At 44.4% G+C, this 26393-nt stretch carries 25 protein-coding genes; 20 read left to right on the forward strand and 5 right to left on the reverse strand.

Features of this window, described 5'->3' with window-relative positions:
• Position 1 precedes the first annotated feature (1 nt).
• The 5 genes from MUY27_RS03445 (at position 2) to MUY27_RS03465 (ending at position 4166) form a co-directional block, all read left to right on the forward strand.
• A complete protein-coding gene (locus tag MUY27_RS03445) occupies positions 2-1099 on the forward strand; it encodes an agmatine deiminase family protein (protein WP_245128575.1) in 1098 nt (365 codons plus the stop codon).
• 165 nt (positions 1100-1264) lie between these two features.
• Entirely contained in the window at positions 1265-1747 is a 483-nt protein-coding gene (locus tag MUY27_RS03450) for an SRPBCC family protein (RefSeq protein ID WP_245128576.1), read from the forward strand.
• A gap of 146 nt (positions 1748-1893) precedes the next feature.
• Entirely contained in the window at positions 1894-2313 is a 420-nt protein-coding gene (locus tag MUY27_RS03455; protein ID WP_245128577.1) for a helix-turn-helix domain-containing protein, read from the forward strand.
• Positions 2314-2396: 83 nt separating this feature from the next.
• Positions 2397-3158, forward strand: a complete 762-nt coding sequence (locus tag MUY27_RS03460; protein WP_245128578.1) for an SDR family NAD(P)-dependent oxidoreductase — start codon at positions 2397-2399, stop codon at positions 3156-3158.
• Positions 3159-3440: 282 nt separating this feature from the next.
• Entirely contained in the window at positions 3441-4166 is a 726-nt protein-coding gene (locus MUY27_RS03465) for a DUF3891 family protein (RefSeq protein WP_245128579.1), read from the forward strand.
• Positions 4167-4397: 231 nt separating this feature from the next.
• Here MUY27_RS03465 and hppD read toward each other — a convergent pair whose 3' ends face one another.
• Together hppD and MUY27_RS03475 are read right to left on the reverse strand one after the other, a co-directional pair.
• Positions 4398-5546 (reverse strand): 4-hydroxyphenylpyruvate dioxygenase, encoded by a 1149-nt coding sequence (hppD, locus tag MUY27_RS03470; protein ID WP_245128580.1) that lies wholly within the window; start codon positions 5544-5546, stop codon positions 4398-4400.
• Between the two features lie 63 nt (positions 5547-5609).
• Positions 5610-6767, reverse strand: coding sequence for a homogentisate 1,2-dioxygenase (locus MUY27_RS03475; protein WP_245128581.1), 1158 nt, complete (start codon positions 6765-6767; stop codon positions 5610-5612).
• A gap of 298 nt (positions 6768-7065) precedes the next feature.
• Here MUY27_RS03475 and MUY27_RS03480 point away from each other — a divergent pair, with 298 nt between their 5' ends.
• From MUY27_RS03480 to MUY27_RS03500, 5 genes are all read left to right on the forward strand, one after another.
• Positions 7066-8064, forward strand: coding sequence for a fumarylacetoacetate hydrolase family protein (locus MUY27_RS03480; protein WP_245128582.1), 999 nt, complete (start codon positions 7066-7068; stop codon positions 8062-8064).
• Positions 8065-8246: 182 nt separating this feature from the next.
• Positions 8247-9143 carry a flavin reductase family protein gene (locus MUY27_RS03485; protein WP_245128583.1) on the forward strand — a complete coding sequence of 299 codons (897 nt, stop codon included), beginning with the start codon at positions 8247-8249 and terminating at the stop codon, positions 9141-9143.
• 259 nt (positions 9144-9402) lie between these two features.
• On the forward strand, positions 9403-10224 hold the full coding sequence (locus tag MUY27_RS03490; protein ID WP_245128584.1) for a LiaF transmembrane domain-containing protein: 822 nt from the start codon (positions 9403-9405) through the stop codon (positions 10222-10224).
• A 20-nt stretch (positions 10225-10244) separates the two neighbouring features.
• Positions 10245-11279, forward strand: coding sequence for a sensor histidine kinase (locus tag MUY27_RS03495; RefSeq protein WP_245128585.1), 1035 nt, complete (start codon positions 10245-10247; stop codon positions 11277-11279).
• The gene (locus MUY27_RS03500) at positions 11276-12028 is read left to right on the forward strand and encodes a LytR/AlgR family response regulator transcription factor (protein ID WP_245128586.1); all 753 of its coding nucleotides are present in this window, start codon (positions 11276-11278) and stop codon (positions 12026-12028) included. The genes MUY27_RS03495 and MUY27_RS03500 overlap by 4 nt, the downstream gene beginning before the upstream one ends.
• A gap of 130 nt (positions 12029-12158) precedes the next feature.
• Here MUY27_RS03500 and MUY27_RS03505 read toward each other — a convergent pair whose 3' ends face one another.
• Positions 12159-13139 carry a type I phosphomannose isomerase catalytic subunit gene (locus MUY27_RS03505; RefSeq protein ID WP_245128587.1) on the reverse strand — a complete coding sequence of 327 codons (981 nt, stop codon included), beginning with the start codon at positions 13137-13139 and terminating at the stop codon, positions 12159-12161.
• 50 nt (positions 13140-13189) lie between these two features.
• Between MUY27_RS03505 and MUY27_RS03510 the strand changes: the two genes are divergently transcribed.
• The 3 genes from MUY27_RS03510 to MUY27_RS03520 all read left to right on the forward strand — a co-directional run bounded on the left by MUY27_RS03510 (position 13190) and on the right by MUY27_RS03520 (position 15463).
• Positions 13190-14335, forward strand: coding sequence for a tetratricopeptide repeat protein (locus MUY27_RS03510; protein WP_245128588.1), 1146 nt, complete (start codon positions 13190-13192; stop codon positions 14333-14335).
• Positions 14336-14341: 6 nt separating this feature from the next.
• Positions 14342-14875 (forward strand): DUF3267 domain-containing protein, encoded by a 534-nt coding sequence (locus tag MUY27_RS03515; RefSeq protein WP_245128589.1) that lies wholly within the window; start codon positions 14342-14344, stop codon positions 14873-14875.
• 108 nt (positions 14876-14983) lie between these two features.
• Positions 14984-15463 carry a hypothetical protein gene (locus MUY27_RS03520; RefSeq protein ID WP_245128590.1) on the forward strand — a complete coding sequence of 160 codons (480 nt, stop codon included), beginning with the start codon at positions 14984-14986 and terminating at the stop codon, positions 15461-15463.
• 94 nt (positions 15464-15557) lie between these two features.
• Here the strand turns inward: MUY27_RS03520 and MUY27_RS03525 are convergent, their stop codons facing one another.
• On the reverse strand, positions 15558-16787 hold the full coding sequence (locus tag MUY27_RS03525) for an NADP-dependent isocitrate dehydrogenase (protein WP_245128591.1): 1230 nt from the start codon (positions 16785-16787) through the stop codon (positions 15558-15560).
• Between the two features lie 212 nt (positions 16788-16999).
• On the opposite strand from MUY27_RS03525, the gene MUY27_RS03530 reads away from it, so the two are divergent.
• The 5 genes from MUY27_RS03530 to MUY27_RS03550 all read left to right on the forward strand — a co-directional run bounded on the left by MUY27_RS03530 (position 17000) and on the right by MUY27_RS03550 (position 22493).
• Positions 17000-17431, forward strand: coding sequence for a hypothetical protein (locus MUY27_RS03530; RefSeq protein WP_245128592.1), 432 nt, complete (start codon positions 17000-17002; stop codon positions 17429-17431).
• Positions 17432-17599: 168 nt separating this feature from the next.
• Positions 17600-18670 (forward strand): NADPH dehydrogenase NamA, encoded by a 1071-nt coding sequence (namA, locus tag MUY27_RS03535; RefSeq protein ID WP_245128593.1) that lies wholly within the window; start codon positions 17600-17602, stop codon positions 18668-18670.
• Positions 18671-18766: 96 nt separating this feature from the next.
• Positions 18767-19189, forward strand: a complete 423-nt coding sequence (locus MUY27_RS03540) for an OsmC family peroxiredoxin (RefSeq protein ID WP_245128594.1) — start codon at positions 18767-18769, stop codon at positions 19187-19189.
• A gap of 62 nt (positions 19190-19251) precedes the next feature.
• Positions 19252-19842, forward strand: coding sequence for a DUF4230 domain-containing protein (locus MUY27_RS03545; protein WP_245128595.1), 591 nt, complete (start codon positions 19252-19254; stop codon positions 19840-19842).
• 179 nt (positions 19843-20021) lie between these two features.
• Positions 20022-22493, forward strand: a complete 2472-nt coding sequence (locus MUY27_RS03550; protein WP_245128596.1) for a TonB-dependent receptor domain-containing protein — start codon at positions 20022-20024, stop codon at positions 22491-22493.
• A gap of 256 nt (positions 22494-22749) precedes the next feature.
• Here MUY27_RS03550 and MUY27_RS03555 read toward each other — a convergent pair whose 3' ends face one another.
• On the reverse strand, positions 22750-23463 hold the full coding sequence (locus MUY27_RS03555) for a DUF2490 domain-containing protein (protein ID WP_245128597.1): 714 nt from the start codon (positions 23461-23463) through the stop codon (positions 22750-22752).
• 160 nt (positions 23464-23623) lie between these two features.
• On the opposite strand from MUY27_RS03555, the gene MUY27_RS03560 reads away from it, so the two are divergent.
• Together MUY27_RS03560 and MUY27_RS03565 are read left to right on the forward strand one after the other, a co-directional pair.
• On the forward strand, positions 23624-25003 hold the full coding sequence (locus tag MUY27_RS03560) for a M16 family metallopeptidase (protein WP_245128598.1): 1380 nt from the start codon (positions 23624-23626) through the stop codon (positions 25001-25003).
• Positions 25004-25014: 11 nt separating this feature from the next.
• The gene (locus tag MUY27_RS03565; RefSeq protein ID WP_245128599.1) at positions 25015-26346 is read left to right on the forward strand and encodes a M16 family metallopeptidase; all 1332 of its coding nucleotides are present in this window, start codon (positions 25015-25017) and stop codon (positions 26344-26346) included.
• The last annotated feature ends 47 nt before the right edge of the window (positions 26347-26393 follow it).

Raw genomic sequence — 26393 nt, forward strand, 5'->3', positions numbered from 1 at the left:
CATGCCAGTACATAAAGATATTTCTAGTTACGATCTTACGGACTTACGGACTCACGGACTTACGGACTTGCCGTCAAATAACGGCTTCTTCTTCCCTGCAGAATGGGCGCCGCATACTGCAACATGGCTAAGCTGGCCGCATAAGGAAGAATCGTGGCCGGGTAAAATTGGTATGGTTTACCATAACTACTGTGAGTTTATTAAGGTTGTTGCCGAGGGCGAGCTGGTGCGCATCAACGTGAAAGATGAACTGATGAAGGCTTTTGCTAAACAGCAGCTGGAATTGGTGGGTGCTGATTTAAATAAGATCGAATTCTATGAATTCCCTACAAATGACGCGTGGTGCCGCGACCATGGTCCGGCGTTTTTGATCAATCCTTCCACCCAACAAAAGGTGGTGGTAGATTGGGGATATAATGCATGGGGAGGCAAGTATCCGCCGTTTGATCTGGATGATGTGATCCCAACCCGTATTGCCAGGGAGTTTGGTCTACCCGTTTATCATCCTGGTATTGTGATGGAAGGCGGCTCTGTCGATTTTAACGGTGCCGGAACAGTACTGACGACTACCGCATGTCTGCTGAACCCCAACCGTAACCCGCACCTTAATCAGCAGCAGATAGAGGATTATTTGCGCAATTACTACGGCGTAGAACAAGTGCTATGGCTGGGTGATGGTATTGTTGGTGACGACACCGACGGCCATATTGACGATATTACCCGTTTTGTAAATGAAGATACAGTAGTTACCGTTGTTGAGGAAAATAAAAGCGACGATAACTATCACTTACTTCAAGAAAACCTGGAAACGCTGAAGACCATGCGTCTGTTGAACGGTAAGCAACTAAACATAGTTGAATTGCCGATGCCGGATGCGGTGGAGTATGACGGGCAACGTTTGCCGGCTTCTTACGCTAACTTTTATATAGCTAATAGTGCTGTAGTTGTTCCTACTTACCGTTGCGATAAGGATCAGAAAGCGCTGGATATTCTACAGCAATGTTTCCCGGACCGGAAGATAGTAGGTATAGATTCTACGGATATCATCTGGGGATTGGGTAGTTTCCACTGCCTGAGCCAGCAGGAACCGGCGGTGTAGTGCCCCATCTCAACCATCCCCGGGGGGCTTTAAGATTAAATTAGGCTGAGTATTGTGTCTATATATCTTGCGCGATGTTGGTGTTGTCACCAACATCCTGATATGACGAGATAAAGCCTTGTTGGTGGCAACACCAAAAATGTGTAGCAAGGTAAGAAGTTCGGCATGACATTGGCCGGTTTTATGGCAGAGATTATTCTAAAAACCTTCATCAACGCACCAGTTGTTGTTTGCTTTAATCTTTCGCGAAGCATTGATTTGCACCAGGTTTCTACCGCCCATACGCAGGAGAAGGTGATAGCAGGTGTAACCCAAGGCTTGATCGGGTTAGGTGAAACCGTTACGTGGCGGGCAAAGCATTTTGGCATTTGGCTGAACCTAACTTCTAAAATTACAGCCTTTATTCCGCCTACTTCATTTACCGATGAAATGACAGCAGGGCCATTTGCCATGATGAAACATCAGCATATTTTTGAAGGTCAAGAAAACGGTACCTTAATGACGGATATTTTTGTTTTCCGGTCGCCTTTAGGGTTGCTTGGGAAATTGGTTGATACATTGATACTAAAACAGTATATGCGGAAATTGCTTGTAAAGAGAAATGGAGTAATTAAAATGTATGCCGAAGAAAATGTCGGGGGCATATAACAATAAAGAAGCTATAATTTACGCTCAATGTTGGTGTTGTCACCAACATTGTCATACACAAAATCTTGTTGGTGACAACACCAACAAGGTGCACCAGTAATCATGATAAAGTTATAACTTAGTAACAAGTAACCCAATAACTACCCATGCCTACGCTTGCCGAAAAACTACCTAAAAAGATATTTGCCCGTGCGCATGAGATCACCGCAGATTATTACCGGGCAGTGGATAAGCACCTGGATGATATCGTGAGCGGGGCGGAAACGGAAATGTTCGAGATCCGCGACCTGGCTGAGCAGTTGCACATTCACCCCACTCATCTCAGCAATACCATCAGGCTGACTACCGGTAAAGCGCCTTGTTACTATTTTGAAATGCGCATTATGGACATCGCTCGTGAGCGCTTACGAAATAGCACAGAATCCGTAGCCAATATTGCGAAAGCCCTTACTTTTGACCCCTCTAACTTTACCAAATTCTTTAAACGTTTCGAAGGTAAAACCCCTAATCAATATCGTCAGCAATTTGTGGATCAGACCGATCTTACACAAAAAATTCTGAAGTAGTCACCATTTTATCTGAAACTGTCACCATACTTTTGCGGCAAACCCGTGCAACTTTGTATTGTTCAAACAACAACAAATTTGATATGGAAAACACAGCTAAAATAGTACTGGTAACCGGCGGCAGCCGCGGACTGGGTAAAAACGAGGCAATTGCATTGACTAAGAAAGGTAATGATGTAGTGATTACCTACAACAGCAAAAAAGACGAAGCCGAGAAAGTAGTTACAGAAATTGAAGGCCTGGGCCGTAAAGCGGCAGCCTTACAACTAAACACTGCTGAGGCGCACACTTTCGCTAATTTTAAAGAGCAGTTAGCAAACACCCTGAAGGAAGTATGGGGCACAGAGAAATTCAACGCGCTGGTAAATAACGCCGGTACAGATTGGGCTGCGCCTTTTACCGAAAGCACCGAAGAACAGCTGGATTCGCTTTATAATATCCACTATAAAGGTCCTTTCCTGCTTACACAAACCTTATTGCCACTAATTGCAGATGGCGGCAGCATTGTGAACACTTCTACCGGTTTAGCACGTTTCAGTACACCAGGGTATGCTGCTTACGCTTCAATGAAAGGCGCTATAGAAACGCTGACTAAATATATGGCTAAAGAATTAGGTGGCAGGGGGATCAACGTAAACGTGGTAGCTCCGGGTATTATTGAAACCGATTTTACCAAGGAAGCCCGTGCGCACCAGGGCGTAGTCGAATTTATTTCTTCCCAAACCGCTTTAGGCCGTATCGGTCTGCCGGACGATATCGGTGGTGTGGTTGCCTTCCTTTGCTCTGATGACGCAAAGTGGATTACCGCTCAACGTATTGAAGTTTCCGGCGGGATGTTCTTGTAATCTTTAGAAGCAAGATCCAAGAGACAAGAATCAAGAACTTAACAATTCTTATGAGTAAGGAAAAATCTTGATTCTTGCTTCTAAACCTTGATTTGTCATTGCTATGAGTGTAACGACATGACAATCTCGTAATTGCTTAGAAAATCCAAAACCCTTCGACAGGCTCAGGGTGACAGAAGGAATTAATTATTCTCCTGGTTGTCATGCTGAGCTTGTCGAAGCATTTACAACCCTCTTCTCAATCAACCAACATTTCGCCGCCATAGCTGTATTTAATACAGCATGATTGTCAATTACACAGAACAAGGCTGGCAGGTAATTACACAACGGGCACACGGGTTACTGGCAGCACAATTTGCGATGCAATGGGAAGTGGCAAAATGCCCATCAAGATGGACGGAAACCATTGTTATGATAGCAGGGCATGATGATGCGCAAACAGAGCTGCGGGAAGAAGACCTGCTTACTCCCGCCGGTGGACCGGTCGACTATGCCATGAAGGTGTACGAAGCAGACCGTGCCCAGCGTATGTTAGACTTTGCTTTCTCGCGTGGTAGATATTCTGCCCTTTTGGCTTCTATGCACATGACTTTCCTGTACCGAAAAGAACACGAGAAGCCAGAAGTACAGCAATTTTTAAAAGAGCAGAAAAAGTTACAGGATAAATGGTGCCATCAGCTGAATATCAATCGCAAAGAGGCCGATAGTATATACGGCTTATTAGAATGGTGTGATGCTCTATCGCTCTTGTTGTGTAAGGGAGATATCCAGCCCGAACAACGCTTAACGGAAATAAGCAAAGGCGACGATGACAGGCAATATACGGTATGCGAAAGTAAAGATGGCCATTTATGCGTATCGCCGTGGCCATTTGAAGCAGATAAATTTGAGGTATATCTTGAAACGCGCTGCATCAGGCAGCTTCAGTTTAAAACTCCTGCAGAATTTAAACAGTGCTTTCTGGATGCAGAAGTAATAGAAAAGCGCTGGACGCTGGCGAAGAAGTAAAATTCTGAGCCTTAAAAATGACTTTATTGTCACCCGTGTAGCGACCTGACCTGAACGTGTTTCGGGGATGATCTATAAAAGAAATATAATCTCGGCAGATTCTTCACTTCGTTCAGGATGACACTTTTTTGTGTTCTTTGCTAATAGCCTGCACGCTTGATGTTAAACAAAAACCCGGCACCTAAACGGCGCCGGGCTGCTCTAAATATAAAAGATGGATCAAAAAAACAATTACAAATTGCCCCTTAGTTCCTGCTCGCGTTCTATGGCTTCAAACAAGGCTTTAAAGTTACCAGCGCCAAAAGAACGTGCGCCTTTACGCTGGATGATCTCGAAAAACACAGTTGGGCGGTCTTCTACCGGTTTGGTGAAGATCTGCAGCAGGTAGCCCTCATCGTCCCGGTCGACTAAGATTCCCAGTTGCTTTAACGGCTCCAGGTCTTCGTCGATGTGGCCTACCCGGCTTAGCAAATCGTCATAGTAAGTATTAGGAACGGTTAAAAATTCCACCCCACGATTCTTTAGCGCTGTTACCGTTTCCACAATATGGTCTGTAGCAAGTGCCAGGTGCTGTACGCCCTCGCCCTCATAAAATTCAAGATATTCCTCTATCTGTGATTTCTTTTTACCCTCTGCCGGCTCATTAATCGGGAACTTTACATACCCGTTGCCGTTGCTCATCACCTTGCTCATCAGGGCAGAATATTCTGTCGAGATCATCTTATCGTCAAAGGTCAGGATGTTACGGAAGCCCATCACTTCCTCATAAAAATTCACCCATTGGTTCATCTTATGCCAGCCCACGTTACCCACGCAATGGTCTACATACAACAAGCCGGTTGACTCCGGGCTATATTCCGGGTTCCATTTTTCATATCCGGGTAAGAAAATACCACTGTAGCTTTTTCTTTCTATGAATAAGTGTACCGTTTCGCCGTAGAGCTTAATTCCGCTCATGCATACCTCGCCATGCTCGTCGGTTAGCTTTTTAGGCTCCATAAACGGTTCGGCGCCTCTCTTGGTGGTTTGCTCAAAGGCATCGAAAGCATCGTCAACCCATAAGGCCAGTACTTTTACACCATCACCGTGTTTCTTGATATGCTCGGCGATGGGGTGGTCTGAGTGCAGGGGCGTAGTTAGCATAATTCTGATCTTGCCCTGCTGCAACACGTATGAAGCACGGTCGCGCACGCCGGTTTCTGGTCCGGCATAGGCCAGGCTTTGAAAACCAAAGGCCGACTTATAATAATGCGCCGCCTGTTTGGCGTTACCTACGTAGAATTCAACATAGTCCGTCCCGTTAAGCGGAAGGAAATCATACGATGCTGTTGCTAAATCTGCTGCTTCGTGAGAAGCTTTTGTATATTCTGAAATTTGCATTTTTTTTCTCTTTAACGTTGTTGTAAATCGTTTGCTCCTCCCTTTCAGAGGTTAGGTGGGCTGCTACTCTGCCCAGCTTTTATAATAGTTAGGATCTTCAATCCGTATGGCGTCTTCAGTCAGCATCAACGGGCGGAAAGGGTCGATCATCACGGCCAGTTCCTCTGTTTTTTCTTTACCGATAGACTTTTCTACCGCACCCGGGTGCGGGCCATGCGGGATGCCGCCGGGGTGAAGGGTAATTTGTCCACGTACTACATTTTTGCGGCTCATGAAATCACCGTCCACGTAATAGAGCACCTCATCGCTGTCCACATTGCTATGGTTATAAGGAGCTGGGATGGCTTGCGGATGGTAGTCGTACTTGCGCGGTACAAAAGAGCAGATCACAAAATTGTGCCCTTCGAAGGTTTGATGCACAGGTGGCGGTTGATGTAACCTGCCGGTGATCGGTTCAAAATCGTGGATGGATAAAGCCCAGGGATAATGCAGGCCGTCCCAGCCGATAAAATCGAACGGATGGGTGCCGTAAACATAGGGATAGATCAGGCCCTGCTTCTTAATCAGTACCTTAAAATCGCCATACTCATCGTGGGTTTCCAGGTCTTGCGGGCGTTTGATATCACGTTCGCAATAAGGCGAATGTTCCATCAGCTGCCCAAACTGGTTACGGTACCGTTTAGGTGTACGTATCGGGCTGAAGCTTTCTACAATAAAGAGGCGGTTGTTTTCGCCGTTAAAATGCAGTTGGTAAATGGTCCCGCGCGGAATAATCAGGTAATCGCCATATTCGAACGGAATATTTCCAAAACCGGTCTTCAGGGTTCCGCTTCCTTCATGGATGAATACCACCTCGTCTGCCTGGCTATTTTTGTAGAAATAGTCGGTCATTGATTTACGTGGCGAAGCCAGGGAAATATGCAGATCGCTGTTCACCAGTACGGGCTTACGGCTTTGCAGGTAGTCGTCTTCAGGCTGAATGTTAAATCCAAGTAGGCTGGTATGTTTCAGGTGCTTTTCGCGGGCAATTTTGGGCTCTACACTATAAGGCTCACCAAGTTCCTTTACCAGGGTTGGTGGATGGCAGTGGTATACCAGCGAGTACATGCTCGAGAAGCCTTCGGTAGAAACCAGTTCTTCGGCATACAGGTTACCGTCCAGTTTACGAAAAACGGTATGACGCTTATGGGGTATTTTCCCCAGCGAATGATAAAAAGGCATAAATAATTACTGTTGACTTAGTAAAAACAGATTGATTTTGCTAAAAGAAAACGGCACAGAATTGCCGGATGGATCAACAGGTTACCGAATACTGGGCAAATACAATTTTAGAGAGCATAGCATACCGGATACCAGCGGCGATTGCCCTGGCCAGTAAACTTTGCGTTTGATATGAAACCTTTAGGTGGCTCATGTTATAATTGATTCACGAAATTAAGTTTTCGCAAATCATTATGCAAGCATAATATCAAAAGTTGGGAAATTGTTTAGTTTTGACCACCAATTATACGGCGATAATATGAAACTGGTATCCTACAAAACCGAGGATCGCGAGCATCTGGGCATTTTTGCTAACGGTCATATCTACAACATCAACTCATTCAACAAGGCGCTGCCTGATAACATGAACGACTTTCTTTGGGGAGGCGATGAACTGATGGAACGCGCATTGCGCATTAATGAAGACTTGTTGAACGGTAAAATAGAAGGTAAGGAAGAGCCTTTTTACGAGTTGCTTGCACCCGTGCCTCACCCCACTTCGTGCCGTGATGGCTATGCCTTTCGCCAGCATGTAGAGGCGGCCCGGCGTAACCGTAAGGTGCCGATGATCCCCGAGTTTGATCAATACCCTATTTTTTATTTCACCAATCACAACGCTGTGCAAGGACCTGGTGAGGTGGAGTGTATGCCAGACCATTTTCAGAAACTGGATTTTGAACTGGAAGTTGCCGTGGTGCTTAACAAAAAGGGCCGCAACATCCGCGCGGCAGAGGCCGATAGTTTTATAGCCGGATACATGGTAATGAACGACATGAGCGCACGTACCCTGCAGATGGAGGAAATGCTGCTGAACCTTGGCCCGGCCAAGGGGAAGGATTTTTCAACCGTAATAGGTCCGTGGCTGGTTACTCCCGATGAATTAGCACCTTACAAAACAGCTTGTAAGCCCGGCCATACCGGTAACACGTATAACCTGCAAATGAAATGCAGTGTTAACGGCAAACAGGTTTCCAGCGGTAATATGGCGGATATGGACTGGACGTTTGCCGAAATTATTGAACGTTGCGCTTACGGCTGCGACGTGCTTCCCGGCGATGTAATTGGTTCTGGGACAGTAGGCACCGGTTGCTTCCTGGAACTAAATGGCACCGGCCTGCTGAACAATCCCGACTATCAACCACAATGGCTACAACCCGGCGACCTGGTAGAGATGGAAATTACAGGTTTAGGTGTGCTTAGTAATGTGATCACCAAAGCAGATACTGATTTTTCAATTTTGAGATTGAAGAAACTGTAGCGTAACCACGATTCTGTCATCCGAGAGAAACGAGGAATCTTCTTCTGCAAGACAAGCCGAGAAGATTCTTCTCCGTCAGCCGACGGATCAGAATGACAAGAATGGAACAAACGTGAAATGCCGGAGCAGCCCTGCGACGAGTTCAGGGCGACACGGTTATTATCTCATACCGAAGAACCCCAATGTTAACCATCGATATCACCAAACTCACCACCATAGAACTGCAGAACTACCTGCAATATGCCGTAGCGCCGCGGCCTATCTGCCTGGCTTCTACCATTGATGCAGAAGGTAATGTTAATTTAAGCCCGTTCAGTTTTTTTAATCTGTTCAGTACCAATCCGCCGGTTTGCATTTTCTCACCGTCGCGCAGGGCCAGGGATGGGTCTACCAAGCACTCGCTGAAAAATATCCTCGAAGTGCCTGAATGCGTGATCAACATCGTGCATTACGAGATGGTTCACCAGCAATCGCTTTCGAGTGTGGAATATCCGAAAGGCACAAACGAATTTATCAAATCAGGTTTTATGGCAGTCCCCTCACAAATGGTAAAGCCGCCGCGGGTGGCAGAATCTTTCGTGCAGATGGAGTGTGTGGTAACGCAGGTAATTTCCTTGGGCGACAAGCCCGGTGCGGGCAACCTGGTACTGGCCGAAATAAAGCTGATGCACATTGCAGAACAGGTGCTGGATGCGGAAGGTAAAATAGACCAGCAAAAAATGGATCACGTGGCACGCCTGGGTGGCGACTGGTATTGCCGCGTTGCACCCGAAAACCTGTTTAAAGTACCTAAACCCAACAGGAACATCGGCATGGGGGTTGACGCTTTGCCCTATGCCATCCGTAATTCTAAGATACTCACCGGGAATAACCTGGGACAGTTAGGTAATCTGGAGCAATTGCCGGACGATGCTGCGATAGCAGTGTATGCCCAAAGGCCGGAAATTAAAGAAATAATGGACGCTACCATTGGCGATAGCACCACCCGTGAATTACAACTGCATCTGAGGGCTAAACAATTGCTTGAAGAAGATCAGGTAGAAGAAGCTTTATTAACGCTGATGGCGGACATGATCTGATTGGGTTAAATCCCTCCCTCGGGAGGGTTAGGGAGGGGTCATTATCTAGGTAACCCCTTCCTACTCCTTCCCCAAGGAAGGAATCGCACATCCCAATTCTTTTTTGGATTCGCTTAGCGCATCAAATACCTTCTCTTTTTTCACCGCCGCTTCTCTGCCATTCACCGAGTTTTTACCTCATACAGCCAGTTAACAATTTGCGATTGTAAAAGCTTACATTAGTTTTGAATCAGATTTTAATTCCAATTCGACAGACAACATGAGCAATAACAATATATATAATGCTAACGCTGGCAAAGGCAAGATCTTCGTCGGTATGATATTACTGCTTATCGGTGGTGTATTACTTTTACAGCAGTTCACTTATTTCATTATTCCATGGTGGTTGTGGCGCTGGCCAACCTGGCTTATTTTGATCGGCCTTTACAGCGGTGCAAAGAATAATTTTCGTAGCCTTGGATGGCTGATCATGGTGGCCATTGGCGGTATCTTCCTCTTTGATGATATTTTCCCCGGAATTCATTTCAGGAACCTGGTTTGGCCAGCTGTACTAATCCTGGTTGGTTTTTGGCTAATTACAGGCCGCCACAAAACAACCGGTTGCCTGAATATAAAAAGTCGTCGACGTAAACCTTGGGAAGCTGATTATGTAGTTAAACCGGAAGTTACTTCACCCGACGGAACTACCTCTACTGAAGAACCTGTTACGGGTGATCCGTTCGATACTAAATATGCTTACGGCGACGATTATGTAAACACCACCTCTGTTTTCGGCAGTGTTAATAAAATGATCCTGTCTAAAGATTTTAAGGGCGGTACTGTAGTGAACGTTTTCGGCGGTACAGAACTCAACTTTACCCAGGCAGATATCAAGGGCAAAGTATATATAGATGTTACACAGCTTTTCGGCGGGATTAAATTATTCGTACCCCCGCATTGGCAGGTTACTTCAGATATCGCTGCGATTTTTGCCGGCATAGATGATAAAAGGCGCAACACGACCATCCCGCTTGACCCTGATAAAGTGCTGGTACTTACCGGAACATCCATTTTCGCAGGTATCGAGATCAGAAGCTTTTAAACCATCAAAAACTTATCACTTTGGCTGCTCCTATTTCAACCTTTGTAAACCTTAGATGGGCATTTGCCGCGGGCGGTGTGGTATGGACCGCCCTGCAGGTTTATATTATCCAGAGCTTTGGCTTTAGCTGGGCGGTTGCGCTTACCGATGGTATCATCAGTTCGGTTGCCCTGGGTGCAGCCTGTTGGCTGATAGATAACACCCTGCGTTTTTATCAGCCATCCCAAAATAGTTACCTTAACTTACTGATATGGTGTGGGTTATTGGCCGGGCTTTGCCTGGCCATCAGCCGTTTTGCATTGCCGCAGATTATCACCGATGCTGAATATTATGGCTTCGTGGTAAAATCAATGGTGATCCGTTATTTTACCGATTTTCTTGCCATTGGCTGGATGGCCATGATCAGTTTGGTATGGTACGCGCAGCAGGATCATAAGGAAAATGAGAAACGTAAAGCCGAAGCAGAGAAACTGGCGAAAGAAGCCGAACTGTTTAATCTACGCCAGCAATTGCAACCGCACTTTTTATTCAATAGCCTCAATTCCATCAATGCCCTGATCGGCTTTAAACCCGAAGAGGCGCGTAAGATGGTTCAGCAGTTATCTGATTTCCTCCGGGGTACGTTGAAGAAAGACGACCAGCAGTTAACCTCGCTTTCAGACGAGTTACAGCACCTGCAATTATACCTGGATATTGAAAAAGTAAGGTTCGGCCATCGGCTGCAGACAGAGATCAGTTGCGACGGCGAATGCGGCAAGGCCTTGCTTCCGCCGTTGCTCTTACAACCGGTTGTGGAAAATGCTATTAAGTTTGGCTTGTATGATACTACCGGCAGCGTTACAGTAAGTATCCGTGGCGAAATGGATGATAACTACCTGGTAATCATTGTGCAGAACCCTTATGACCCGCAAACGGCCAAACCGCGCCAGGGAACGGGTTTCGGCCTGAGCGGCATGAAACGCCGCTTGCATTTAATTTATACCCGTAATGACCTGGTGGAAACTTTTGTAAATGATGATATATTTACCACCATTATAAAAATTCCGCAGGTATGAGAAGAGCTTTACTGATAGATGATGAACCACTGGCCCGTATGGTAGTACTGGAATATCTTCAGCATTATAAAACCGATATTGAAGTAATACAGGAATGCGGCGATGGTTTTGAAGGGATGAAAGCTATACAACAGCATCAACCTGATTTAATATTTCTGGATGTGCAAATGCCGAAGATCAACGGTTTTGAAATGCTGGAACTGCTGGAACAACCACCTGCCGTGATTTTTACCACAGCCTTCGACGAATATGCCCTGAAAGCCTTTGAAGCTCATGCGATAGATTACCTGCTAAAACCTTTTAGCAAAGACCGTTTTGATAAAGCGATAGAAAAATACCTGGCGCAAGCAGGCGCCAATCCTCAGCAGCAGCAAAAGCAAACCGAAAACCTCTTGGAAAGCATGGCACAGTCGCCAATGCAGCACGATCGTATTGTGGTGAAAACGGGAACAAAAGTGAAAATTATCCCTGTTAACGATGTAATCTTCCTGGAAGCGGATGACGATTATGTGAATATCCACACCGCAGAAGGCGCATATCTGAAAAACAAGACCATGAGCTTTTTTGAAAAAATGCTCGACCCGAGACAATTCGTGCGCGTACACCGTTCGTTTATTGTCAGCATAGACCAGATCACTCGCATAGATCCTTACGAAAAAGACTCGCACGTGGCTATCCTGAAGTCCGGCGACAGGGTGCCCGTAAGCAAAACAGGATATGTGAAATTAAAGCAGGTATTGGGGATATAAGATGATTTCGAAATTCGGTCTATAGATTTTGAAATTCGAAAAGATCGTCATTCTGGTCCGTCTGCTGACGGGGAAGAATCTGCAAACTGCGCAAACCTTCATCACATCCAGAATGACGATCATAAAAATGTTACTCTATATAACTTTCCAGGATCTTAAATCCACCGGTAGTTTCTAAAGAAACATGGTTGATGGTTTTCGGGATCAGGATAGAATCGCCCATTTTCACTTCCAGTTCACCGCCTTCGAATTTCAAAGTGTAAGCACCATCCACACAAACGTGAATCACGAATGAATCCAGATTGCTATAGTCTTTAGCAGTGCTTTCGGTGAAATCTAAAATATTGGTCGTAAAGTACGGGCAGCTTACCACATGTACGCTTTCGTTCTTTTTCGGCTCGTATTTGGTTTTATACTCGTCGTAGTGTTTGTAATCGATGGCGGCTAAAGCCTCTTCGGTATGCAGCTCGCGTTTCTGGCCTTTATCGTCCACACGGTCAAAGTCGTAAATACGGTAAGTAATGTCTGAAGTCTGCTGGATTTCGGCAATCAGCAAGCCTTTACCAATAGTATGCACACGGCCGGCAGGCAAAAAGAATACGTCGCCCGCTTGTACGTCTTCGCGGTTCAGGATGTCTGTTAAACGCCCGCTATTCAGTTTTTCAAGGTAGGTCTGTTCGTTTACTTCCTGGTTAAAGCCGGATATCAGGGTAGAACCCGGGTCAGCTTCGATCACGTACCACATCTCGGTTTTACCAAAAGAGTTGTGACGTTTTTTCGCCAGCTCGTCATTAGGGTGTACTTGGATAGAAAGGTCGTCATTGGCATCGATAAATTTTACCAGTAATGGGAAGGTATTGCCGAAGTGCTTGTAAACTTTATCGCCCACCAGTTGGCCCTGGTATTGTTCCAGCAAATTGGCTAACGACTGGCCTTCCAATTCGCCGTTGGCTACTACAGAAACATCGCTTTTAACGCCGGATATCTCCCAGGTTTCGCCGCAGTTTGGCAGGCTGCCAAAATCTTTATGAAGATACGTGCGGATTTTTTGCCCGCCCCAGATCTTGTCTTTATAAATGGTTTTGAATTTTAAGGGATAGAGTGTTTGCATGGTATGGCGTTAATGATTGCGGCAAATATAAGTAATAAGGTAATTGGCAGTTGTTTCAAGTTGATATCAGCACCTTAAAAAGTATATTATTTAAATATGAAGTGCCTTTATTGATGATAAAAAAACAATATTTTAGAACACCTAATTTAAATACAATGCAGGAAGACCTAAACCTTCAACAAGAACGTACAGATGAAATAGCCAAGTGTATTAATTGCGGCAGCTTAGAAATTCTGAGTGGTTATAGAAATAATCTTTGTGCAGAATGCCGTACAGCGATGATCAATTATCCTATACCAAATTGGGTGAAGTTATTCGGTGTCGGCATTTTGGCTGTAATGTTGATTTCGATGATATGGTTGCCTGGTAATTTTAAAGCTGCATTAGCACTTTCAAGAGCGGATAAAGCGGAAAAAAACCACTATTATTTAACTGCTCAACGAGAATTGGAAGTTGCAAGAAAAGCTGCGCCAAACTCTATAGACGTACTTGCGGATGAATTGATTGCTGCATACTACAACAATGATCTTGAAACAGTTGCAAAGACAGGTGACTTGCTCGCTGGCAAGGAATTTGAAGATAGCATTAAACTTCATCGGATTAATTACATATCTACTGAGTTGCGAAACTATTCGCCGTCAGATACTTTTAAAACTACGTTTAGTAAGTACAAAAATCAGATAGTCAGTGATACGGTTTACCGTAACTACGTTAATACTCATCCCGATGACGACTACGCTAAAATATTTCTGGCAAATATTTACATGGAGAAAGAATACTATCTCAATGCAGATAAACTATTGTCAAACGTGTTGCTGAACGATGCAGAAATGATTCCGGCCCTTAATGACAAAGTGATGGTAAAACGAGAGCTAAATCAATTGGATTCGTCGCTTTATTACGCAGACAAACTATTGAATATAAATCGGGAATCTTTATACGCACTTTCTTCAAAAGCACGTACCCTGCTTAAAATGAAGAGAAATAAAGAAGGGCTTGAACTGGCTTTAAAGTGTTTAAGCCTGGAGAATAACTTTCCATATAATCAGGCTACGTTAGCGTTAGCCTATCACTTTAATAAATATTACAATCAGCGCGACGAATTACTTAACAGAAGCGGCACCGATAGTGCAACTATCAGTTATATGCAATTTGCACGCGATGTGATTTCAAATAAAGTTAAATTTCAAAACTAATCTTAGATGTTTTTTATTCCCGGTATTTTAATTACGATAGCCACCTTTCCAGGCGTTATTGTACACGAACTGGCGCACCAACTGTTTTGCAGATGGTACAAGGTGCCGGTATTTAAAGTTGTTTATTTTCAAATGGCAAATCCGGCAGGTTATGTTCTTCACGAACCTGCAAATAATAAATTACAATCTATTATGATTAGTATAGGGCCATTTTTTCTAAATACAATTCTTGGAGCCCTTATTGCCTTTCCTGCGGCTATTCCGGTTTTTAAATTTGATAATGGAAATATTGCAGATTACCTTTTGATTTATTTAGGCGTATCTATTGCTATGCATGCATTTCCAAGCAGAGGTGATGCGCAATCTTTATGGCAGTCTTTAAAAGAATCTGATACTTCTCTGATTGCAAAGATTTTAGGGTATCCTGTTATCGGATTGATCTATGCCGGAGCCATCGGGAGTTTTTTCTGGCTTGATTTAGCTTACGGTATTGCTATAGCAGTAGGATTGCCTACTTTATTAATTAGTCTTTTGGGTTAGAAATAACGAAATGTGCTTTTGAAACCGTTTTCTTAGCGTGTTTCATGACTTAAATATTAGAATACTTAAGCTTCGCAGCAGTTGAAAAATTACATCAATAGTAATAGTATGAAGTTACTGTTAGCCTTTATAACAAGTATATTTTGTTTTTCAACGGCGGCAAATGCTCAATCAGTTCCGGTGAAAAAGAAGGTAGTTTACATCATTCCAACTGATAGTTCAATACTTAAAACCTCTGTTTTTCTAATTAATCCGAAGGATATTCAATCAGTAACGATTCCGCCACATAATGAAGCGGAAAAGAAATGGGGAATACTTTCGGGAGAAGATGCAGTCGTTATAACTCCTAAAACAACTGTAAAGCTTCTGAAAGCTTCCGATATTTTTGCTCTCTTAAATGTAAGTTTAAAATTTCAGGGTTATCAGATACTGTTAGATGGAAATGAAATAGCTGGCGAGGCAGACGATATAATTGCCGCTGAAAATTATATCAGAAAGATAAAAGTCAACGAAGCCCAAAAACGCTTATTTATTACAACAGCTTTGTATAGGCAAAAAAGGAAGCCGGGAGAGGTATTAATCCATTAAAAGTATTGTTGTTTACTTTCTATGTTTTACCATGATTAGCAAACAACAAAGCCTGCTTTTAGTTAAGCAGGCTTTGTGATATTTCAATCGGCGATTACTTGCCTAATTTTGCTTTCAGGTTTTCGTCAATCGCTTCTAAGAACTCTTCTGTATACAGGTAGTCGGTACCGTGCTCTACTTTTGGTTTAATGGTAATAGCAAGGTCTTTCGTCATTTTACCGCTTTCTACGGTTTCAATACATACCTCTTCTAACGCTTTACAGAAGTTGATCAGTTCCTGGTTGTTATCCAGAATACCGCGGAACTCTAAACCACGGGTCCATGCAAAGATAGACGCGATAGGGTTGGTAGAAGTTTTGCGGCCGGCCTGGTACTCGCGGTAGTGGCGGGTAACGGTACCGTGTGCAGCTTCAGCTTCCATGGTTTTACCGTCAGGGGTAACCAGGGTAGAAGTCATTAAACCTAATGAGCCAAAACCTTGTGCAACCGTGTCAGACTGTACGTCGCCGTCATAGTTCTTACAAGCCCACACAAAGTTACCGTTCCATTTAAGTGCAGAAGCAACCATGTCGTCAATCAGGCGGTGTTCGTAAACAAGGCCTTTTTCTTCGAACTGAGTTTTGTAATCGCTTTGATAAATTTCTTCGAAAATATCTTTGAAACGGCCATCATATTTTTTCAGGATGGTGTTTTTAGTAGAAAGATATAACGGCCAGCCCTTCATTAAAGCCTGGTTAAAACAAGCGTGCGCAAAACCGCGGATAGATTCATCAGTGTTGTACATGGTTAATGCAACACCATCACCTTTAAAGTTATAAACCTCGAAAGATTGTGCTTCGCCGCCGTCTTCCGGAGTAAAGGTTACTGTTAATTTACCTTTGCCTTTGGTTACAAAATCGGTTGCACGGTACTGGTCGCCAAACGCGTGACGGCCGATACAGATCGGTGCAGTCCAGTTAGGCACCAGGCGAGGTACGTTAGACATTACGATAGGTTCGCGGAAAACAGTACCATCAAGAATGTTACGGATAGTGCCGTTTGGCGATTTCCACATTTGTTTTAGGTTAAACTCCTTCACGCGCGCTTCGTCCGGGGTGATGGTAGCACATTTAATACCTACACCATATTGTTTGATTGCATTAGCAGCGTCGATAGTAACCTGATCATTAGTTTCATCGCGGTACTCAATACCCAAATCGAAATATTTAATATCTACGTCCAGGTAAGGCAGGATCAGTTTATCTTTAATAAACTTCCAGATTATGCGGGTCATTTCATCGCCGTCCAGTTCTACTACCGGATTTTCTACTTTAATTTTTGACATCTCTTGAGACTGTTTCTGTTAGTGGCCCAAATATATAAATTTGACTTAATCAATCACATCAAAACAGAAATGTGACGAAACTCAGATCCCCCGGTTATTGTCGTCACTTCCTGTCTTTCAGATTATTTGTTAAATTGCTTTACGAACAAGGCGTAAGTGGAAAACACATTGGCCTTTCAATCGTTTTATTTCAATATTAAACCGAATACGCTATGAACGAAGATACCTTTTATCCGGAGTTTGACGATGAGAACCTGGACAGAGATAAAAAAATCAAAGAAGACCTTAACAGCGAAGCTGACGTAGAAGACCTGAAATACGATCCCGAAACTAACAGCTACGAGATTGCAGTTGAAAGCGACGATCCGGATTACGATCCGCCTCAACTGTTTGATACTGCCGCACCAAACGGTAGCGACTTTGACTCGAGCTATGACGAGGCAAACCCCTACGATACGCTGGGCGAGTATGACAAGAACCGTTCGCTCGAAACCGATGTAGATTCACTGGGTATGCATATCGATAACGGCGACATCACCGAGCTCGATCCGATTGATGAAGCACTTTCACATACGCCGGAGGACGATCGCGACGACCTTGACGAGGAAGGTTACCCTAAGAATGATAAAGACTATCTAAAATAAAATTCCAGTACCGGGACATCAGGCAGGCCTTTGAGGGCTTGCCTTTTTTATGGCCTGTAGCAGGGCGATATTTTATTAAGCAAAAGGTAAATCATCAGCCTTTTGACATTTATTTATGACAGCAAAAAAGCGCATATTTATACTACCCGCTATACCTTTGGCAGCACTATGACGAACTTATTTTCACCGATACAAATAAAAAACCTGAACCTGAAAAACAGGATTGTGGTATCGCCGATGTGCGAATATTCTGCTACTGATGGTTTTGCTAATAACTGGCACCTGGTGCATTTGGGCGCCCGGGCAATAGGCGGCGCAGCGCTGATCATTACCGAAGCAATCGCAGTATCGCCTGAAGGACGCATTTCATATTCCGATCTGGGCATCTGGAAAGACGAGCACCTGGATAAACTGAAAGAGATCATTGATTTTGTGCATGAGCAGGGGACGTTGTTTGGTTTTCAACTGGCACATGCGGGGCGCAAGGCCAGCCATGATAAACCCTGGAAGGGTGGTAAGCAGATTCCTGCTGAAGATGAAAATGGATGGCAAACCTTTGGGCCGTCGCCTGTCGCTTTTACCGAAGGTGAAGAACTGCCTGTAGAACTGGATAAGGCCGGTATCCAAAAAGTGCTGGAAGATTTCAAAGCAGCTGCGGTCCGCGCAGACAAAATCGGTGCCGATGTGCTGGAAATTCACGGGGCGCATGGTTACCTGATGCACCAGTTTTATTCACCATTAAGTAATCATCGTACGGATGAATACGGGGGCAGTTTCGAAAACCGCGTGCGCTTCTTGTTAGAGACAGTGGAAGCCGTGCAGGAAGTATGGCCAAAAGAAAAAGCCCTGTTTGTTCGTATATCGGCTACCGACTGGACAGAAGGCGGATGGACAATTGACGACTCCGTTAAACTTGCCGCTTTACTGAAAGCTAAAGGTGTAGACCTGGTGGATACTTCAACCGGCGGCAATGCCTTGGCTCGGATTCCGCTTAAACCAGGGTACCAGGTGGAATTTGCAGAACGTATCAAAAAAGAGGCGGGTATCCTGACGGGTGCCGTAGGACTGATTACCAATGCTGCGCAAGCTGAAGAAATTTTAAGTTCCGGCCAGGCAGACCTGATATTTATGGCCCGTGAATTACTGCGCGACCCGCACTTCCCGCTTCGTGCAGCACACGAACTGGGCGAAAAAATAAAATGGCCATCACAATACGAACGTGCAGAATGGCGCGACTAAGCATTAAAATTTCTTAATCTGACTGCGATGCGAAAGCCAATTTCAAAATCGTATGTTTGAACAACAATAAACTTTAATCATCTAAATACTTGAAGCATGAAACGTACAGCTAACGCCTTTTGGACAGGCACCCTTAAAGAGGGCAGAGGTGAAATAACCACCCAAAGCACCACTTTAAACAAAACTCAGTATTCATTTAAAACCCGTTTTGAATCGGGCGTTGGAACCAATCCCGAAGAATTGGTTGCAGCTGCTCACGCTGGTTGCTTTACCATGGCTGTAGGCGCCGCGCTTTCTCAACAAGGCTTAACTCCGGGCGAGTTGCATACCGAAGCTATCCTTGACCTGGATATGGTAGGTCTAAAAATCGATGGTATCCATCTGGAATTGAAGGCTTCACCAATAGAAGGTGTTTCAGAAGAGCAGTTTAAACAGGTTGCCGAAGGTGCTAAAGCAAACTGCATTATCTCAAAAGCTTTAAGCGTGCCAATTACGCTTAACGTAACTTACGGAGCATAATCCGTTAACCAGATAAATTAAAAGGAGCTGCGAACATTCGCGGCTCTTTTTGTTTTTATAGCATGGCAACCCGTTCGCGTTTCTCTTATAGCTTGATTATCTCCTTGGTGATCATCGGTTTTCTTGTGTTTTTATTCTTCTATGTTAAGCACCAGTTTACTACCGTTCGGACGGAAGTTAAAGAGGATGTAATGGTGCAAAAGATCATTACGATGGGAAAGCTGGAACTGGTGAAATACGCCATGAAGGACGTGATTGAGAAAAAGAACAAACGGACCTTGTTACCGGATGAACGGGTGCTGTTTGTTGCAGTGGGAGAGGTAACCGCTTGTATAGACCTTACCCGTGTGAAGGAACAGGATATTGCCACGAATGCAACGCATGATACTGTAACGGTAAATCTGCCGAAAGCTGAAATTTGTTATGTGCGGTTAGATCACCAGCGTTCTAAGGTGTATGAAGTGACGGGCACTATCTTCCCCGGCAACACCCGCGACATGGTGGAAGATATTTACAAATTAGCCGAAAAGCGTTTGTTAGAAAACGCCCGCGAAATGAACATCACCGGCAAAGCGCAGGAGAATGCCCAGACTATTTTGAAACCGCTGTTAGAAGGTGTATCCGGGAAAGTGGTAGTATTGAAGTTTAAGTAGCAATTAGTAATCTTACTATAGTTCTCTGTACCCCGGTTGGCGGATAGGAAGCTTCTACTTTTGAAGATTTCTTCTGGCAATGAAATTTTTCTTGCGAAGTTATTGCTAAATTAGGAACGCACCTGATGATTGTTTGCCTGAAATTGCTTTGGCTAAAATCATGAAGGGCAATAATTTTAATGAATCTGCCTTTAACAAAAAACTTCCTGAGACTATTTTACCTAACCCTGTTGTTTACCTGTCTTTTTCAGAACGGGTTTGCACAACAACAACAACAACAACAACAACAAGATCAATTTCTATTAAAAGGTATCTTAAAAAGTACGGATCGTACGGATGTCGCAGGGGCAACCGTTATCCTGAAAGACGCACATACGGCCAGGGTGTTAAAGCAAATGGCTACGCAAACAGATGGCGCCTTTTCGTTCAATCTCAATAGTAGCGATTATGTTGTCACCGTAACTTACCTGGGCTCGGTTGTTTATGTCAGCGAACTGGTTAAGCTATCCGGGAATACAGATCTTGGTATCTTAAAAATTAATACCGGTGCGGTAAGTCTTAAAGAGGTGGTGATTAAAAGCACAACTAATAAGCCCGCCATCAAGATCGAGGGTAGAAAGTTAACTTACAATGTGCAGAGCAGCATCACAGCACAGGGTAGCAATGCGTTGGAAGCGTTAAAAAAGGCGCCGGGCGTAATCGTTAGTCAGGATAATTCTATCACGCTGAATGGTGCGAGCGGAGCGATGGTAATGATCAATGGGAAACAGACCTACCTGCAGCCAGAAGATTTAGCGCAGCTATTGAAATCTATGCCATCTTCTGATCTGAAAGCCATCGAAATTATTAAGAACCCATCCGCAGAATATGACGCTGCAGGTACCGGTGGTATTATCAACCTGGTGCTTAAAAAATCAATCGCGGAGGGCTTTAACGGAAGTATCAATGTAGGCGTCGCTTATGGGCACACCTTAAAGCAAAATACCAACCTGGCCTTGAACTACCGGAAAGGCAAACTCAATCTGTTCGGAAATTACAATCATGCCTTCGGGCACTACGCGATGGACTATGATAACGACCGGACTACCAACGGCAAGATCTATCTGAATGCGAATCACGACATAGACAAAAAGCGTTACGTCGGCGCGACGGCCGGGGCTGATTATGCTATTGATTCTACGAAGACTTTAGGCATAGTGGTAAACAGCAACTTCTCAAGCGGTGGCGGTTTAATTACGCCTGTAACAAATATTTATAATCAGTCGACCGGCCAATTGATACAAATACTGCGCAGCCAAAGCAGCTATCCCGAGCAACTCGCCAACCGGTATAATTTTAATTTAAATTACCGTTACAAGGGGCAGAATAATACCGAGCTGAGTGTGGATGCAGATTACGGTATTTTTGATGCTTCCACGCAGAATTTAAGCACGAACAGCTATTATTCTCCTAATAATCAATTCCAGTCTGCCAATAACTTTCTTGTGGCCAACAGCCGGAATATTAAGCTCTACGCTTTAAAAGCAGATTACGGTTTCCGGGTTGGGAAAGGAAAGTTGGCCGTTGGGGGTAAATTCTCAAATGTAAATGCGGGGAATGTATTCGATCAGTATGATGCCAATGGTGCGGTTAATATCTTAAATATCAATTTATCAAACACCTTCAACTACCAGGAACGGGTAAGCGCGGGCTATGTTAAATATGAGGTATCGTTAAGTGATAAATTAAGTTTGGATGCAGGTGTCCGTGCAGAGAATACCCACTCTGATGGCCAACTCGAGCCGCGGCAGGGAAGCACACAGCAGGCGCAGTCAGTGGTCAGAAATTACCTTAATTTATTCCCCACCGCCGCTATTACATACAAAACGGAAAAATCCGGAACGTACAATTTAAGTTTTGCCCGCCGTATCGATCGCCCGGCGTACAACAACCTCAACCCGTTTTCGTACCCGGTTGATGAGCTGTCCTACTGGAAAGGAAATCCTTTCCTTCAGCCGCAATATTCAAATACCATCGCACTCCAGTACAGTTATAAAAAGACGGCCGTTTCTACCAGCTATACGCACACCAGTGACCTGACCGGGACTGTTTTCGAAGTTTTTGGTAACAACCTGGTTAACATGGTACCCCGGAACATCGGGACGCAAAGTAACCTGAACCTAACGGTAAGCCAGCAGTTGAAGCTGGCGGAATGGTGGAACATGAGCCTTACCGCCATGGGTTATCGTCTTCAGAATAATGTTGGTACGCCTACTTATGGCGATTACAAGTTCAGCCGGTTTGCGGGGACGATCAACGTTCAGCAAAGTTTTAACCTGCCGGGAAGTATTACTGCTGAAGCCGCTGCTGTTGTCAATTCTAAAAGCATCGTTGGTTTAAACACCTATGTAAAAGGAAATTCACAGGTGGATGTCGGTTTTCAAAGAAGTTTAATGAGCGATAAGGCTACCTTAAAATTGGCAGTTACAGACCTTTTTTGGGCAAACCGTTATAATACAGATTCGCAGCTGCCCAACCTGTTGCTTCATACCACCTATCGCGGCGAAACGCGGCAGGTGAGGCTTAATTTTACTTATAAGTTTGGTAACACGAAGGTTAAGGCAAAAGAAAGCCGTGAGTCCGGGTTGCAAAACGAGTCGCAAAGGTTGTAAGGATTAAAGAGGAGTTACAGCGAATGCGGTGATTGTAATCTCGGACGTTAGTTTTAGTGAGATCGCCACACTCCTTCGGAGTTCGCGATGACAATATTTTTAATTTTAGCTTATACTCAACAAGCGGCGCATCAGTAGATAAACTTCTCCTTTATCATTGCGAACGCAGTGTAGCAATCCGTAAAGTCGATCATTGGTGATGCTTTGTCTCCCGATCACTATCGGGATCCTCGCTAGGACCTTTCCTATCTGCTGCCTACTTACCAAACCTGGTATAAAGCGCCAACTGGATCACATGGTTCATGGTGTTGGTTTCAACCTGGTTGATGTACTGGTTCAAATATCCGGTTTCTACATCTATCATTTTGCTTAGGCGGTAGCCGACGGATAAATAAGCCCTGTTCTGGTCGAATGTGCTTTTGTTTACCTTATCCTTGTTCTGCACATTCAGAAAAACCTCGTTCTGTAATCCTAAAAATGGTCCTTTAACAAACTCTGGCTTCGGGTTGTTAAAAGGGACAACCGCACGGGCAAAATAGCGGAACCGTTGGGCAAAATAAGCCTCGCTGTTTCCTAACGATCCTACATAACGCTGTTCCAGCCGAAAGCGGTGCATCATTGGCGCTGCTTTAATTTTATGGTTGTAGATAAATTGTTCCCAGGTACGGTGTTCGGTACGGAAGGTGCTTTCCGTCGCAGTTTTTCGGTGTGTGCCTGTAAACAGGTAACCTATGGTGGCAAATTTGTTATTGGCAAAATAATAACTTACCCCTGGCCTTAGCAGCGGATGTTTAAGGTATTTAAACTCATCTGCGCTGCGCATCTGGATATCTAACACGGCACCCCAATGTTGCGAAAACTTCTGATTATGGAACCAGGCTCCCCAGCCCGAAAATTCATTCACCTGCGCAAAGCTGCTTTTAATGCAAAAAAATGCCAGTAGCAGCGCAACCCCTATTCTAAATCTCATGGTATATGTTGTAAAGTTTCGGGCGCAAGGTAATTACATCGGGGCTAAAAGCCCGAATGAAAATTCAATTAGATAAAAAACGCTTTGCCTGTAACTTATACTTACATCTTTATGTCTTATCTTTAAACATTAACTTAATTTAAGCAAAACTAAATTTTTTATGACCCGAACCTTTTTGAAATACCTCGGCGTGTGTGCTGCAGGTATCTTCGGCATGTTCTCGGCACATGCACAGCCCCGCCTACCCGAAGGGTATTTCTGGAAAAAACTACCCAACGGCCTCGAAGTGGTAGTGATTGAAAACAACAAAGTACCGTTAACCACTATCGAGATAGCTGTTAAAAATGGTGCTTATACCGAAGGGCCCGAATACAGCGGCTTATCGCACCTGTTCGAACACATGTTTTTTAAGGCTAACAAAGATTACCCTGACCAGGCTTCATTCCTGAAACGTACGCAGGAACTGGGCGCCATCTGGAACGGCACTACAGATGTGGAACGGGTGAATTACTTTTTCACTTTTGATAAAGACAGCCTGAATGCCGGTTTGAAGTTTATGAACGCCGCCATCCGTTTCCCAATCTATCGCGAAGAGGATATGAAAAAAGAACGCCCCGTAGTTGATGGGGAATTTCAACGGGCAGAAAGCAGCCCCGGGTTTCAGTTATGGTATGACGTGCAGAAACATTTGTGGGGCGACCTGATCACCCGCAAAAACCCGATTGGTATCCACGAGATCATCAACACCGCTACCCCTGAAAAGATGATGATCATTAAAGACAAGTATTACGTGCCCAACAACAGTTTGCTGACTATCTGCGGCGACGTAAAGCATGATAAAGCTTTCGCCATGGCCGAACAGATATTCGGTAGCTGGGCCAGCAGCGGCGTTAACCCGCACGAGAAATATCCTATTCCTCCGTTTAAGCCTTTAGATAAAACCGAGTATTTCGTTAAGGAATCCAGCATCGCGCAAACACCTTACATGATGTTCTCATGGCAGGGACCGGGCTTCGCTACCGACTCGGCCGCTACTGTTGCAGCCGACGTTTACAGCACTATTTTAGGTTTGAACGCTTCGAAACTACAACAGGCGCTGGTAGATAAAGGCTTGGCTACAAGCGCCTCAATCAGCTACGGAACCACCCATTATACCGGCGAGATCGAATTGTTTGTTCAGCCGAACCCTACTAAGCTGAAAGCTTGTTACGAGGAAGTAATGCGCCAGATTGCACAATTTGGTAAAGCCGATTATTATACGGACGAACAGTTGAAAGATGCCAAGGCAATCTTATTGCGTAACAAGTTCCGTTCGCAGGAAAAACCGTCGTCATTACCCAGCCAGGTAAGTTATAACTGGTGCAGTACCTCGCTGGATTACTTTACCGACATGACTGATAATTATCAAAAAGTTACTCGTGCCGATGTGGACAGATACGTTAATAAATACATTGCCGGCAAACCGATGGTAGCCGGAATGATTATTAAACCCGAACTAAGTAAACAAACTGAAGCTGCTTCTTTCTTCGCGGCTAAATAACCTGAACTGACATGAAACGAAAAATATTTATACTGCTCGCGGCAGCCTTTTTATATAATTTTAATGCTGCCTTTGCACAAAAGCCGGCTTATGAAATGACCGTCGACGGCGTAAAAGTAATTGTACAGCCAAGCGGCAACGAAATTGTTGAAATTCAAACGCTGATTAAAGGCGGCGTGCAAAACTACCCGGAAAGTAAGCAAGGGATAGAGGCCCTGGCCATGAATGCCCTTACCGAATGCGGCACGTTAAAGCATGACAAAAATACCTTCAAAAATATACTGGATAAGGTGAGCGCCTATGTGTACGGGCAAACCTTTAAAGATTATTCTGTGGTGCGGATGAACTGTATTAAAACAGACTTTTCAACCGTTTGGCCCCTGTATGTAGAAGCATTAAAAGAGCCGGCGTTTGATGCAAAAGAGTTTGCACGTGTCAAACAGGATGCAATTAATGCCGTAAAAGATGCCGACTCGCGCCCAGACGAAGCCATCAGCAATTACGCCAACAAAGTAGCATTTGCCGGTCGCGATTACGCTAAAAATCCGCAGGGAACACCAGAGATTCTACAGTCGCTTACGTTAGATGAAGTGAAAAACTACTACAAGTCTGTTTTTGTAAAATCGCATTTAACTATAGTGGTAGTGGCAGATATGGACAAGAGCGAGATTGAAACCAAAGTGCGCGGGATGCTGGCCGGTGTAAAGCAAGGTTCGCCTTACCAGTTGAAGAAATCTTTCTTCCGTGTGTATAAAAATACATTCTCTTCAGAACCACGCCAACTGGCTACCAATTACATTGTGGGTATCACCAGCGGACCGATGCCTGGCACGCCGGATTATGATGCTTTCCTGGTAGCTATGCGCATTTTTTATGATCGCCATTTTTTGGAAGTACGTACCAATAACGGGCTTTCTTATGCGCCGGGTGCCTCTTTCAATAATGGCAGTCTATCATATGCTAAGTTTACGGTATCAACCACCCAGCCGGATAAATACATCGCTGTGTTTGATAAATTGGTAGACCAGATTAAAAAGACTGGCTTCACCGCTGATGAGGTAAAGAATATGAAATCAACCTATGTTACCAGCTTTTACTACCGTTTAGAAACTAACGCGGCTCAGGCGGGATCATTTGTGAGCAATGAGGCTATCCACAGTAACTGGCGCCGTTCTTTAACACTGGCAGAAGATGTGAAGAAACTTACAGTAGCGCAGGTGAATGATGCCTTCCGCAAGTACATTGGCAATATGGTTTGGGTATACCAGGGCGATACCAAAAAAGTTAACCCGTTATTATACACCAACGGCACGTTGGGTGTAGATAACCCGGTAAGCCATTAATAATAACTGTAAATTATTCGTAAGGCCCCTCCCTGATCGGGAGGGGC

The sequence above is a fragment of the Mucilaginibacter straminoryzae genome (genome assembly GCF_022953055.1).
Taxonomy (GTDB): Bacteria; Bacteroidota; Bacteroidia; order Sphingobacteriales; family Sphingobacteriaceae; genus Mucilaginibacter; species Mucilaginibacter straminoryzae.